This window comes from Arsenicibacter rosenii (assembly GCF_001870735.1).
GTDB lineage: Bacteria > Bacteroidota > Bacteroidia > Cytophagales > Spirosomataceae > Arsenicibacter > Arsenicibacter rosenii.
In genome coordinates this window covers 535,735-550,343 of the sequence record NZ_MORL01000001.1, presented here as the reverse complement: position 1 = coordinate 550,343, position 14,609 = coordinate 535,735, and the positions used below count along the sequence as shown (strand labels likewise).

Sequence of the window (14,609 nt, the reverse complement as noted above, 5' to 3'; positions counted from 1 at the left end):
TCCCTGATTTTTTGCTTTGTTATGAGTAGGTATTCCTTTCCGGAAGCCTGAACTTAAGTAATTCCATTTAATAATTTTTAAGCGGTAAAGCGGCCGGAGAAGTCATTTTAGAGGTTTTAAAGCTGTTGTAGCGCGTTTTCTACGAATATGTTTCAAATCACCACCCAGTCTGTTCCTCTTCCCGACGGACGTGAGATTACCATCGAAACCGGCAAATTAGCCCGTCAGGCTGATGGTGCCGTTGTTGTCCGTCTGGGCGATACTATGTTGCTAGCCACCGTAGTATCCAGCAAAGAAGCTAAAGAGGGCGTTGACTTTTTGCCATTATCGGTTGATTATCAGGAGAAATTTGCGTCAGCAGGCCGGATTCCGGGGAGCTTTCAGCGTCGCGAAGGGAAACTGTCTGATCATGAAGTGCTGATCAGCCGTCTGGTCGACCGTGCCCTGCGCCCGATCTTCCCTGAGGATTATCATGCCGATACGCAGGTTATGATTACCCTGATCTCGGCAGACCCACAGGTTTTACCGGATGCGCTGGCGGCCCTGGCAGCATCTGCGGCCCTGGCAGTGTCAGACATTCCGTTCAACGGCCCGATCTCTGAAGTTCGCGTGGCCAAAATCGACGGCGAATACAAGATCAACCCGTTAATTTCAGAACTTGAGCGTGCATCACTCGATCTGATTGTTGGTGCCACGGAGCAGGATATCTGTATGGTGGAAGGCGAAATGAACGAGTGTTCTGAAGCCGAAGTACTGGAAGCCCTGAAAGTCGCCCACGAGGTAATCAAGCTACAGTGCCAGGCCCAGAAAGAACTGGAAGCGAAAGTCGGTAAAACCGAAAAGCGTACCTACAGCCACGAAACCCACGACGAAGAGTTGCGGGTGGCAGTTCGTGCTTATTGCTACGATAAGATTTATGAGGCAGCCCGTCAGAAACAGACGGTTAAAAAGCTGCGCAGCGATGCCTTCAAAGCTATTCTGAACGAATACCTGGAGACGTTTGCGGAAGATGCTGACGTAAATAAAACACTGGTCAAAACATATTTCAATGATCTGGTTTGGGAAGCCTCACGCCGGTTAGTGCTCGACGAGCGCTATCGTCTGGATGGCCGCGTACTGGATCAGATTCGCCCGATTGTCTGCGAAGCCGATGTTCTGCCACGTGCGCATGGCTCATCCCTGTTTACCCGTGGCGAAACGCAGTCTCTGACAACTGTTACGCTGGGTACGAAAATGGACGAGCAGATTGTGGATCAGGCTATGTTCCAGGGATATTCCAAATTCCTGCTGCACTATAACTTCCCTGGTTTCTCAACCGGTGAGGTGAAGCCTAACCGCGGGCCCGGCCGTCGCGAAGTAGGTCACGGGAACCTGGCACACCGTGCGTTGAAAAAGGTATTACCGCCTGACGCAGATAACCCGTACACTATCCGTATCGTTTCCGACATCCTCGAATCAAACGGGTCGTCGTCAATGGCGACAGTTTGTGCCGGTACGATGGCCCTGATGGATGCGGGGGTGAAGATTAAAGCACCGGTAGCCGGTATTGCGATGGGTCTGATTACCGACTCGGAAAAATACGCCGTTCTGTCGGACATCCTGGGTGACGAAGATCATCTTGGCGATATGGACTTCAAAGTAACCGGAACCGAACAAGGCATTACCGCCTGTCAGATGGACATGAAGGTAAACGGCTTGTCGTACGAAGTACTGGAGCAGGCGCTGGAACAGGCGCGTGCCGGTCGTCTTCACATTCTGGGCGAAATGAAGAAGGCCATCAGTGAAGTACGTGATGATCTGAAGCCACATGCACCACGGGCCCATGTGATCAAGATTGAACAGAGCCAGATTGGTGCCGTTATCGGGCCAGGCGGTAAAGTGGTACAGGAAATTCAGAAAGAATCAGGTACGACGATTGTTATTGAGGAGAAAGACAACGCCGGTTATGTAAGTATCTTCGCCACCAACAAGGAAGGTATGGACAAGGCGATCTCCCGCGTAAAAGGTATTGTTGCCATTCCGGAAATCGGTGAAATCTACGACGGTAAAGTAAAAACAATTATGCCGTTCGGAGCGTTTGTTGAGTTCCTGCCGAATAAAGACGGTTTATTGCACATTTCCGAGATTAAGTGGGAGCGTCTGGAGGCGATGGAAGGGGTGCTGGAAGTTGGAGAAGAAGTACGGGTTAAGTTGATTGACATTGATAAAAAGACAGGTAAATACCGCTTATCTCGTAAGGTCCTCTTACCGAAGCCGGCGAACAAAAATCCATAGGGATTTGTTACTTTTTCGTGTAATCAAACGTCTAAATTTAACGTTATCTACCCATAACACCCGAATTCTCGTACCATGAGGCAGCTAAAAATATCAAAGCAGATTACCAACCGTGAGAGCCAGTCGCTAGACAAGTACTTACAGGAAATTGGTAAAGTGGATCTGCTCACTCCTGACGAGGAGGTGATTCTGGCACAGAAAATCCGTGAGGGAGACCAACTGTCACTTGAGCGGTTAACGAAAGCCAACCTTCGCTTCGTTGTCTCGGTAGCTAAACAATATCAAAACCAGGGTTTGTCACTGGGTGATTTGATCAATGAGGGTAACCTTGGTCTGATCAAGGCAGCACAGCGTTTTGATGAAACCCGTGGTTTTAAATTTATTTCGTACGCCGTTTGGTGGATTCGTCAGTCGATTCTTCAGGCACTGGCTGAGCAGTCCCGTATTGTTCGTCTGCCGCTTAACCGTGTAGGCTCGCTGAACAAAATCTCAAAGACCTTCTCTGATCTGGAGCAGAAATTTGAACGTGAGCCATCACCGGAAGAACTGGCTGCTGTGCTGGACATTACCCCGGCCGAAGTCGTTGATACCCTGAAAATCTCAGGTCGTCACGTATCAATGGATGCCCCGTTTGTGCAGGGTGAAGAAAACAGCCTGCTCGATGTACTCGAAAACGATGGTGAAGATAAGCCGGACTCCGGCCTGATCAATGACTCACTGCGTAAGGAAGTACAGCGGGCCCTGTCGACGCTGACGCAGCGTGAAGCCGATGTGATTACGTTGTACTTCGGTCTGAACGGCGAGCATGCGATGACACTGGAAGAGATTGGCGAGAAATTTAACCTGACCCGCGAACGCGTTCGTCAGATTAAGGAGAAAGCCATCCGCCGCCTGCGTCATACGTCCCGCTCCAAAGCGCTGAAAACGTATCTGGGCTAATATCCCTGGTAAAAATAAAAGAGCCCTCAACTTTCCGGTTGAGGGCTCTTTTATTTTTACTCCACACTCAGCGCCTCAATAATCGCAGAAATCTCATCTACTACTTTTGTCGGATTTCCTTCATAGCCCAGTGACCGGTAGCGGATATTCCCCTGCTGGTCTATGATAAACTTCATTGGAATTCCCTGCACGCCGAACGCGGAAGACATGCGGTTGCCCGGATCCAGCGGCACTGTAAAATTATAGGATTTATTCTGCATGAAGGCCTGCGCTTTCCGCGCCATCGTACCCACATCGGCATTACCCTCCCGACTGTTTACGAACAGAAATTTCACATTCGGGTTCCCCTTCTGCGCAGCCTGTGCCCGGTTCATGGCCGGGAATAAGGCGACACACGGACCACACCAGGTCGCCCAGAAATCAACGACCACAATCTTCCCTTTCAGGCTCGCCAGCGAAAACACATTCCCTTTCGCATCCCGAACGGAGAACGCCGGGGCCGGCACATTGATCAGTGTATTGCGCAAGAGGTCACGCTGCTTTTTCTTAAAGGGTGCCTCCAGTTCTGTCCAGTACGCTGCAAATCCGGTATCGGATTTTTGTGCCTGTACATAAAAATCGCGTAAGGTCGTTTTAATAAACGGCGTCCCCGTGCCTGACTGCACCGCCGACTCCCCTATCTGACGGGCCTCATCCGGCCGGCCCGTTTTCAACGCACAACGCACCAGCACCTCATTCGCTACCGGATCAGTCTGAAAGGGATTTTCTACATCAATAGCTTCTTTACCAAGCAGATAGCCCTCGTCAAAACGCTGCTGATCGGTAACGATCACGGCATACGTTGTCATGCATTGCCGGTAAAGCATTTGCCGGTTAGCCTCCCAGTCGCCGGTAAAACGGGCCGGTTTAGGTTGCGTCTTTGCCAGTTGGGCAGCCTGTTTGGCCAGCCACTCCGCCGGTGGTAAGCCATTCGGATAGGCTTTGACCTGATTCGCCAGATCATCCAGTTCGGCCGGATCGGTGAATAACTTCGGGCGTTGACCTATGAATTCGGCAATGGCCTTGCCGTCACGGGCCACGCGGAAGCCGTCGATAACCGCATCGGCAGCGCGCCGGAGCATCGTTGATGCGGGAAAGTCTTTCTCAAAAGCCAGATACTGTTGTTGCTTATCAGCCAGCGTTGCTGTCCGCTGCAACGCTTCCAGCCGCTGCACCTGCGCCGGAATACCTTTTGTATCAGCCGCCAGCAACCGGTCTTTACATCGTTTGAGATCGGCCGCCACACCCAGTTGTTCGTAGAGCTGACACGCTTTCGTCAGTTCCTCGACTGACCCGCCGCCCGGACGTGCTGACAGATAGGCTTCAATCCCCGTTTTCACCCGCAAGGCAAATCCCGGCTTTTTTTGTTTGAGGATTGCCGTCAGCTGATCAGCCCAATATACCGGACGGGTATCCGGATGACAATCCATTTCCTGCTCATACAAGGCAATGGTATATACGGGATCGGCCTTGGCCCCCAGATCGTACAAAAAGCTGGTCCGGGTATGCACCGTAGCCAGTCCGCCGACAGCATGCCGGACCGGGCTGCCGCTGACCGGATCATGGACCGGTACCGTATAGAGCCGGTTACGGTTGTGGTCAACGGCGGCTTGATTCTGCTTCCCTCTGAAAGCCAGCACCATACCGGTAGTCAATACACTATCCCGACCGTGGCTCGCCGGTATTTCCCCGACAAAGACTTCGCCTTGCCGGACCATTGGGATCAATTTTGTCCGGCTGGCATACATATACGCTGGCAGGCCATAGCGCAGAAACGACGCAGTTATTGCCTCTTCCTTTTCGAGTACGGTCCCTTTGGGCGTATAGGTAATGGAAACGGGTTGACCGGCAACCGGTTTTTCAGGCGAAAACAGAAACTGAGCCTGTACAGGCATGCTCATCAAAACGCCCGGGACAATCCCCGTCATCCACTGTTTTACCCGTAACTTATTAAATGGCCTCATTGACGTAACTTAACGACCACTGTCTGTTGTTATCTAATCAGCAGGAACTGCTCCGACAGTTTACGTGACAAACTACTCAAACTTTTCCGACTACCCAAGCTAATCCGACTGAACATGTGTTATCATTATGCCCTTGCCGTGCAGGCCGCTCAACTGGAAGAAAAATACAAGGCAAAAATAAGGCAGCCTGAAAAAAAGGATGACCTGCCGCGTTACCATATCAATGCCTATCAGTTTACTCCCAGTCCCGTCATTACCAGGCAGCAACCGGATCTGATTCAGTTTTTTCACTGGGGGATGATCCCGAAATGGGTCAAGAGCCGTACCGATGCGGATGCTATCCGGGCAAAAACCATCAATGCCCGATCGGAAAGTATCTTCGAAAAGCCATCATTCCGGGGCGCCATCCAGGCTGGCAGACGTTGCCTGATCCCCGCAACCGGTTTTTACGAATGGCATACCATCGGTAAGAAGAAATTCCCGTTTTATATCCACTCCAAAGAGCAACCCATCTTCTCCTTTGCCGGAATCTGGGACGAGTGGGCTGATCCGGAGACCGGTGAAGTTGTCAATACGTACAGCATGCTGACAACAGCGGCCAATCCGCTCATGGCTGCTATTCATAATTCAAAAGAACGGATGCCCTGTCTGCTCACTCCGGATGAAGAAGAGAGCTGGCTCCACGGAAACCTGTCCGAAGCAGACTGTCTTACCCTGTTAGCCCGTCAGTATCCGGTCTCAAAAATGCACAGCCATAGCATCAGCAAACGGATCACATCCCGCAGTGAGCCGACGGATGTAGCTGAGATCATGGCCCCTTCGTCTTACCCGGAGCTTGCCGGTAAAGCGGAACTCTTTCACGAGTAAACGAATCATACCGACCATTCGCCGGGAGAATCCGGCAGTTTGTCGATTATACGCGCTTATTTTCTAACTAACAACCCGTAACCACGTTTATAAAGTATAGGTATAGAACACACATATAGTTATTGCAAGCAGCTGGCCTATGGTCGTCATGAAAAACACATTACTTTTTTTACTACTCAGTTCTGCCACCACGGCATTTGCCCAGATTCCTCTCGGCGGACAAAGCCAGCCCGTACCGGTTATCCCTGGTACGGCATCTGACAACGCTCCGAAAGGCAATGCAAAAATCTCCGGAATCGTTATTGATTCAACAACCAACAAACCCGTTGAATTTGCCAGTATTGCCCTGATCGATCCGGCTACGAACCGGCCGATTGACGGAACGGTCTGCGACGAGAAAGGACAGTTTACCATGAGCAAAGTTCCGACGGGTACGTTCCGCGTCCTGGTCTCATTCGTCGGCTATAAAAATAAGGCTATCCCATCCGTGACTATTGACGGACGGCGGCAAGACATAAACCTGGGAAAAATTCTGGTTTCTCCGGAAGTGCGTACCCTCAATGAGGTTACCGTTACCGGGCAGGCCGCTCTGGTCGAAGAAAAAGTGGACCGGCTGGTCTATAACGCCGACAAGGACATTACCAGTAAAGGGGGCGATGCCACCGATGTGATGCGGAAAGTCCCGATGCTCTCGGTCGATCTTGACGGTAACGTCAGCCTGCGGGGGAGTTCCAACGTGCGGGTATTGATCAATAACAAACCTTCGACCATTGTGGCGAGCAGTGTTGCCGATGCGCTCAAGCAAATTCCGGCCGATATGATTAAGTCGGTAGAAGTGATCACGAGCCCGTCGGCGAAATATGACGCCGAGGGTTCTGCCGGCATCATCAATATTGTCACGAAGAAAAACACATTGCAGGGATTCACCCTCAACACCGATGCCGGTGTCGGCAACCGTGGGGCAAACCTTGGTCTGAATGGTAACCTGCGTACCGGTAAGATGGGCTTCTCACTCAGTGGCTTCGGCCGGGCAAACTATAATGTAGTCGGTTCCTACCAGAATGATCAGACTGTCCGGAACAGCAGTGGGTCAACCTCACGGACTGTCCAATCGGCCGATACACGGAGCAACGGGATGTTTGGCCAGTATCAGCTAGGCTGGGATTATGACCTGAACAAAAATACAGCGATCACGGCGAGCGTACGCTATGGCTTACGAAACAACAACTCATTTCAGGATAAGCTGACCACGCGTACCTTCTTACCAGGCGGCGCCACCGGCACGCTGGGTATTCGTGACGTAAATGTGCAGGATTACTCGGGTACGGTCGATGTGAACGTTGACTTTACCAAGACATTCAGTAAACCACAGCAGGAGTTCAGTATTCTGACCCAATATAGCCGCAACAACCGGACCAACAACTTCATTGCCAACATTTTAAATAATGTAGACATGGAGACAATTACAAGCCGGGAGAAGAATGAGAACCTGAGCTATAATCAGGAGACAACGGTTCAGGCCGATTATCAGACGCCGGTTAAAGAAAACCAAATGCTTGAATTTGGCGGAAAAGGGATTTTCCGGCAGGTAAACAGCGACTTTAAGTACTATTCAGCATCCGGTGCGAGCGGTGCCTTCAATCCGATCAACAGTGATGTGCGTCCGGCAAACACGTTAAACTACGATCAGAACGTCGCAGCTACGTACCTCTCTTACACTTATTCAACAAAGAGCAAATACACCATTAAGGCGGGAGCCCGATATGAATACACATTCATTAATGCCGACTTTACGTCGCGGACCTCAACCAGCCAACCGGCAGTGAGTGTACCTGATTATGGGAACCTGGTGCCAAGCATTAACATTTCAAAAGCCCTCAAAGGTGGTAAGACCATTAAGCTGGCGTATAACCGACGGCTCCAACGTCCGGGTATTCAGTTCCTGAACCCGAACGTGAATGCGTCGAACCCAACGAACATTACCCAGGGGAACCCAAACCTACGGCCTGAGCTCACGGACAATTTTGAATTCAGCACCAGTACGTACATTAAAAGCGTTTACCTGAACGGTTCCTTGTTTGCACGGTTTACCGGCAACTCCATTGAAAGTGTCCGGACGACCGACACGATCAGAACCGGTGATGTGGTAAATCCGGTACTGCAACAGGTCATCCGGACAACTTACTATAACATTGGTCAGCAGGAGTCGTATGGTCTTAACCTGTTTGGAAATGCAACCATCTTGTCGAAGTGGCAGATCGGTGGCGGGTTTGATGCTTATTATACCTTCCTGACAAATAACAGTCCGAATCCATCGCTTAAATCGAGCAATTCCGGCTTTGTTATTTCAGGGCGGATTTTTACTAATGTTACCCTTAAAAACGGCTGGGGTATTCAGGGATTCGGTTTTGCCAGAGGCCGGCAGGTTCAGCTTCAGGGTACGCAGGGGAGCTTTGCGTTCTATAGTCTTGGAGTGAAAAAAGAATTTGCCAGCAAACGGGGTAGTATCGGTATATCAGGTGAAAACTTTTTCAACCATCCATTTAAGGTCCGTACTGAGTTAGCTTCAGCAACCTTTACCCAGTCGAGTCTGACCAGTTTCTACAACGCCGGTGTGCGGGTAAACTTTAGCTACCGCTTCGGAAAAATGAGCATGGATGGCCAGGGCTTCGGTGGTCGCAAGAAAAAATCCGTTAACAACGACGACGTCAAAGGCGACGGTGGCGGAGATAACGGAGGCACGCCTCAACAAGGCCAGGGTACAACCGGTGGTCAGGGCGGTGGCCGGCCGAGAAACCGATAAGCCTGCTGCTTAACAAAAAAGCCCCGGACAACGTGTCCGGGGCTTTTTTGTTAAGCAGCAAGAACCCATGTCGTTTCGGTTATTTCCGACATAAGTCTCTGCAAATCCGATGTTAATCTATTTCGTATTTCCTGAAATTGTTCAATCATTAAAGGATTCGGATCATTTGACTGTTCATGACGATGAATAGCTTCATTCATCCGCTTTATCTGTTCAATTGTATTGAAAATTTCAATTTCAAGTTCATCATGAATTTCCATCGTCTTTACCAATTAATTTCAATGAATCCTTTAAGTCTTTTACGGCGATCGGTTCTGAAAAAATAATACCACGTCAGTTCATCCGCCTTAGCAATATTGTACCTGGGATGTTCTGGTGGGAATGTCTCAACAAAATAACAATCTACATCAGCTACCGAACGCCTCAGCAACTTTAGCTGATCAATATTTTTAGTGAACTCCTCATACGGAATGAGCACAACAATATCAATGTCCCCCGGATTATCCTTTTTTGTGGAAAAGCTTCCGTCAATCCAGTATCTACAATCCACTAAGAGCAGATCCCTTAACTTACGTTTAAAGCATAGATATGAATCCCAGAGGCGCTGACGTTGTTCATTCCAGACGAATACTTCACTGACAGTTTCCGGCGGCAATACTACTGCGCCATAAGGCATCAACAACCCTTTGTTATCAAACGATACCATTTTACGCTACCTTACACGCCACGCCATCCAGCGCCTCAAGGCCACGGAGCAGCGAGTTGTTTGGCGCAACCTTCACGGTCCGGGAAAGCATACTCACCTCCATCCGTTCTTCAGGATCGGTCACGTTCAGTAACAGGGTGCAGTTTCCGGGATGCGCTGTGATCAAGGCATTGATCTCACTGATTAACTGAGCCGTAACAGCTTCAAGCGACAGAGACACCCGGACCTCTTTACACATCTTGTCACGGAGTTCGGATAGTAACCGGATATTCGTTGGTTTAAATTCCAGCTGATCAGAGTTCCAGCGATTCTGGGTCTTGCCGGTAACGTGCAGGAAACGCCCTACTTCAATATACTGACCCATCTTCACATAGTCCTCGCCAAACAGCGTCATTTCCACCGACCCGTTATAATCTTCCAGCTTGAAAATCAGGAACGGATTGCCGTTTCGGGCAATCTTGTTGATAACCGAGGAGACAATACCACCGATTTTAATCTCCGGCGTTTTGATCTCATAAATCTGATCTGTCTTACAATTGCAGAACCCATCAAGCTCCAGTTTAAATTCATCCAGGGGGTGACCGGTGATGTAGAAACCCACGACGTCTTTTTCAAACTTGAGTTTTTCGATCTGGTTCCATTCGGTAACAACCGGTGCTTTCGGACGGGCAATCATCATGTCGTCGCCTCCCATCATGGCCCCGAACAGCGAGCTTTGTGCCGCCGCCTTATCGGCGTGATAATTGTTGGCATACCGGATCAGCTTCTCCAGGAAGCTCGTCGACTCTGTCGGCGGCATATCGAAATATTGCGCCCGGTGATATTCATCAATGGCATCAAAGGCACCGGCATAAGCCAGCGCTTCAAGCGTTTTCTTATTGACAGTCCGGAGGTTAACGCGGGTAATGAAATCAAAAATGTCTTTATAAAAGCCGTTTTCCATCCGTTCGGCGATCAGGGCTTCAACGGCGGCATCCCCGGCCCCTTTAATACCCGCCAGACCAAACCGGATTTCGCCCCGGCTGTTTACCCCGAACACCCGCTCCGATTCGTTAACATCAGGACCTAATACCCGGATGCCCAGGCTTTTACATTCTTCGAGGAAGAACGTAATCTTTTCGATGTTGCCCAGACACGAGGTTAAAACGGCGGCCATGTATTCGGCCGGATAGTACGTTTTCAGGTAAGCGGTCTGATAGGCAACGAAGGCATAACAGGTTGAGTGCGACTTGTTAAAGGCATACGACGCAAAGGCCTCCCAGTCAGTCCAGACTTTGTCGCAGGCTTTCAGATCGAGGCCGTTTTTTCCGCACCCTTCCATGAATTTGCCCTTCATCTTATCGATGATGTCCTTCTGCTTCTTACCCATCGCCTTCCGGAGTACGTCGGCATCACCCTTCGTAAACCCAGCCAGTTTCTGCGACAGCAACATCACCTGTTCCTGATAAACGTTAATTCCGTAGGTCTCCGCCAGGTACTCCTCCATTTCCGGAAGGTCATACTTCACCTCCTCGCGGCCGTGCTTCCGGTTAATAAACGTCGGGATATACGCCAGCGGTCCCGGACGATACAGGGCGTTCATCGCAATCAGGTCCTCGAAGCGATCAGGCTTAAGGTCCTTCATGTACTTCTTCATCCCGTCGGATTCAAACTGGAAGATCGCATTCGTTTCTCCGCGCTGGAAAAGCTTATACGGTTCCGGATCGTCGAGCGGAATACTGTCTATTTCAATCTCTTTATGGTAGTTCTGCCGGATCAGGCGCAGGCACTCCTTAATAATCGTCAGGTTTCGGAGTCCCAGAAAGTCCATCTTGATTACCCCTGCATCCTCAATCACTTTCCCCTCATACTGCGTGATAATCAGGTTGGTATCCTTTGACGTCGACACCGGTACGATGTTCGACAAGTCGTCGGGGGCAATGATAATCCCTGCTGCATGCAGGCCGGTGTTCCGGACAGTCCCCTCCAGCTTACGGGCCTGCCGCAATACCTGAGCAATCTTTTCCGAATCCGAAAGCAGTTTAAGCTCCCTTACCGTACGGTCGTCGCCCTGTTCGAGCTGCCGCATTCGCCGCACGTTTTCAACTTCTTCCGGCAAAACGACGTTGGTCAGCCCCCCCGGGCCGTCGATCGGATCTTCGAAAATCCGGCGGAGGTTCATGTTATAGGTCGGCTTATCCGGCACTAGTTTCGCCAGGGCATTGGAGTCGGAAAGGGGCAGTTCCATCACCCGCGCCACGTCTTTGATCGCCGATTTGGCAGCCATCGTACCATAGGTAACGATCTGGGCAACCTGTTGTTTGCCATACTTCTGCACTACGTAATCGATCACCCGCTGACGGCCTTCATCGTCGAAATCCGTATCAATATCGGGCATTGATTTACGATCCGGGTTCAGGAAACGTTCGAACAGTAAATTGTACTTTATCGGGTCAATGTTCGTAATACCGATGCAGTAGGCAACTGCCGATCCGGCTGCGGACCCCCGCCCCGGGCCAACCATCACCCCAAGATCCCGGCCCGCCTGAATAAAGTCCGCTACGATCAGAAAGTACCCGGCAAAACCCATGGTTTTGATCGTAAACAACTCAAAATCGAGGCGCTCCTGTATGTGCGATTCAATCTCGCCATAGCGTTTGCGGGCTCCTTCAAAGGTCAGGTGCTTCAGGTATTCCCACTGATTCAGCACATCATCATCGTGTACCTGAAACTCCTTGGGAATCGGGAAGTTAGGTAAGAGAATATCCCGTTTCAACTTCAGCGTATCCACCTTATCCACAATCTCATTGGTGTTATCAATGGCTTGCGGCATATCGCTGAAAAGGGTACTCATCTCCTGCGTGTTCTTGAAGTAGAACTGATCGCTGAAGAATGCGAAACGGGTCCCTTTTTTAGGCCCTTCCTCGTCATTGAATTCTTTCTCGGAAGGCGTACTTAACTTTTCGTTCGTATTGACGCACAACAGGATATCGTGTGCCACCCAATCGTCGCGGTCAACATAGTGTGAGTCGTTCGAAGCAATGATCTTTACATTGTACTTTACCGCGAATTTTACCAGCACCTGATTGGCCTTGATCTGATCCGGGATTTCGTGGCGCTGTAACTCCACATAGTAGTCTTCGCCAAACCGGTCGAGCCACCATCTGAACTCTTTTTCGGCCGCCTCTTCGCCTTTTTTCAGAATGGTTTTCGGCACAATTGCTCCAATACAGCAGGTTGTGGCAATCAGGCCCTCCTTATATTTGTCAATCAGTTCCTTTGTAATCCGCGGGTATTTCCCGTAAAGCCCTTCCATGTAGCCAAGGGAGCAAAGCTTTACCAGGTTTTTGTAGCCGGTCGCATTTTTGGCCAGCAGCAGCTGGTGGTAGCGGACGTCTTTCTGCTCTTTCGTAAACTGTTTTTTGGTGTGATCCTCAACCACATAGAACTCACAACCCACAATGGGTTTGATGCCTTGTTTGGCCGCCTCCGCAACAAATTCAAAGACCCCGAACATGTTACCGTGATCGGTAATGGCAACGGCCGGCATGTTATCGGCTTTGGCTTTCTTGATTAGCTTCTTGATGTCGGCCTGACCGTCGAGCAACGAGTATTGTGTGTGACAGTGAAGGTGAGAAAACTGCATAATAATCTACGATTGGGCAATAGTAATTTGCTATACCAAAAATAACAGGTTCAGGCATTAACCGGAAGCCCTTTTTTGGCATGTCGTGCTAACCCCCTGACCATAATACGGGTAGCGCTCAAAATTTATTTACTGTCCGGTAGCGTCCGGCTTTGTCTCACCGTGCGGGGTATGCAGAAAGCTTTTACCGGCGGTTTTCAGCTTCAGCAATGAGCGTATCATGCGGAAAACCAGTTTCGGGAATGTGGCCAGATCCTGAATGGACAGCTTTTTCCACAAATAGCCCGGGATGGAGATGACCATCGCAAACACCAGCACGCCCAGCATCCAGCCCGTCCACGACCAAAGCGGTTTGAAACCGGTTACGATACCGAGAAGACAACTAGTGAACAACAGCGCCAGTAAAAGTGTGCGGGGAATGATGAGAAATTTTAAAACGGCATTGGCGGCGTGGTAGTTGCCTCTGAAGAGTTCGCGCATGCCAAGGGAGAAGTAAGTTTTTACGAAATGAACCTGGGCAGCAATCCATCGGGTACGCTGGCGTTCGAACACTTCCAGATTCTGCACTTTTTCATCGTAGATATAGGCATCTTCCAGATAACCAATGTGAATTCCTTCGGACAGCAAACTGATTTCCAGCTCTTTATCGTAGCCACCCATGGTTTTCAGCTGACTCATTCCCCGTTTCATCGCTTCGGGTTCAAAAGCCATGCCCGAGCCGATCAGCTGGGCCGATAAGCCCAGGGCCCGCTGCCCCATCCGGTAAATATGGTTACTGACTTCTTCGTTCATGGCATCAAAAATGGCCACGCTGGTATTGGTATTTTTGGCTACCCGATGCCCCTGTACGGCCCGCCAGCCCGCGTCGAAGGCCAGATTAACCCGGTGGAGAAAATCCGGTGCCATGTGATTGTCGGCATCCGAAATTACCACAATATCGTACTCGTTTTCCCCCAGTGAAGCCAGTGCAGCATTGATAGACTTCTGAACAGTCGATTGCTCGAAGCTCACTTCCAGGACCCTGACCGGTTGTGTACGCAACGTCTGTAAAGTCTCTGGTTTAAACGAATCGGCGATTACCAGCAAGTCAAACCGGTCAGCAGGGTATTGTTGGTTAAGATTGGCGGCTACTGAGTCAAGAATAACTTTATCTTCTTTATAAGCCGGAATCAGGACGACTATTTTCCGGTACAGGGAAGGTTTCTGTTGTGCAGGTACATCATCGCTATCGCCGAACCAGCCGGCAACAGCATTACCACACAAATACAACACATTGGCCATCAGATAGATAGCTACTGGAAAGAATACAATTGAAAAAAAAGTTTCAAATGTCATGTTACAAATCCATGTTTAGGCTCATAAACGTATATAGACCACAAAGTTTAGTTACAT

Annotated in this window: 9 protein-coding genes; 4 read left to right on the top strand and 5 right to left on the bottom strand. The window is 50.0% G+C overall.

From position 1 onward, the window contains the following. Positions 1-147 precede the first annotated feature (147 nt). Positions 148-2,274, top strand: coding sequence for a polyribonucleotide nucleotidyltransferase (pnp, locus tag BLX24_RS02020; protein ID WP_071501396.1), 2,127 nt, complete (start codon positions 148-150; stop codon positions 2,272-2,274). A gap of 75 nt (positions 2,275-2,349) precedes the next feature. Then, entirely contained in the window at positions 2,350-3,213 is an 864-nt protein-coding gene (locus BLX24_RS02015; protein ID WP_019986912.1) for a sigma-70 family RNA polymerase sigma factor, read from the top strand. A gap of 56 nt (positions 3,214-3,269) precedes the next feature. Here BLX24_RS02015 and BLX24_RS02010 read toward each other — a convergent pair whose 3' ends face one another. Further along, the gene (locus BLX24_RS02010; protein ID WP_083421752.1) at positions 3,270-5,216 is read right to left on the bottom strand and encodes a TlpA family protein disulfide reductase; all 1,947 of its coding nucleotides are present in this window, start codon (positions 5,214-5,216) and stop codon (positions 3,270-3,272) included. A 114-nt stretch (positions 5,217-5,330) separates the two neighbouring features. On the opposite strand from BLX24_RS02010, the gene BLX24_RS02005 reads away from it, so the two are divergent. After that, positions 5,331-6,083 (top strand): SOS response-associated peptidase, encoded by a 753-nt coding sequence (locus BLX24_RS02005; RefSeq protein ID WP_071501394.1) that lies wholly within the window; start codon positions 5,331-5,333, stop codon positions 6,081-6,083. A 148-nt stretch (positions 6,084-6,231) separates the two neighbouring features. Next, positions 6,232-8,886, top strand: coding sequence for a TonB-dependent receptor (locus BLX24_RS02000; RefSeq protein ID WP_071501782.1), 2,655 nt, complete (start codon positions 6,232-6,234; stop codon positions 8,884-8,886). A 50-nt stretch (positions 8,887-8,936) separates the two neighbouring features. Here the strand turns inward: BLX24_RS02000 and BLX24_RS01995 are convergent, their stop codons facing one another. The 4 genes from BLX24_RS01995 to BLX24_RS01980 form a co-directional block, all read right to left on the bottom strand. Beyond that, entirely contained in the window at positions 8,937-9,146 is a 210-nt protein-coding gene (locus BLX24_RS01995) for a hypothetical protein (RefSeq protein WP_143092543.1), read from the bottom strand. A 5-nt stretch (positions 9,147-9,151) separates the two neighbouring features. Continuing rightward, entirely contained in the window at positions 9,152-9,592 is a 441-nt protein-coding gene (locus BLX24_RS01990; protein ID WP_071501392.1) for a DUF6932 family protein, read from the bottom strand. 1 nt (position 9,593) lies between these two features. Beyond that, positions 9,594-13,217 carry a DNA polymerase III subunit alpha gene (gene dnaE / locus BLX24_RS01985; RefSeq protein ID WP_071501391.1) on the bottom strand — a complete coding sequence of 1,208 codons (3,624 nt, stop codon included), beginning with the start codon at positions 13,215-13,217 and terminating at the stop codon, positions 9,594-9,596. Between the two features lie 129 nt (positions 13,218-13,346). Next, positions 13,347-14,552 (bottom strand): glycosyltransferase family 2 protein, encoded by a 1,206-nt coding sequence (locus tag BLX24_RS01980; protein ID WP_177225754.1) that lies wholly within the window; start codon positions 14,550-14,552, stop codon positions 13,347-13,349. Between the last annotated feature and the right edge of the window lie 57 nt (positions 14,553-14,609).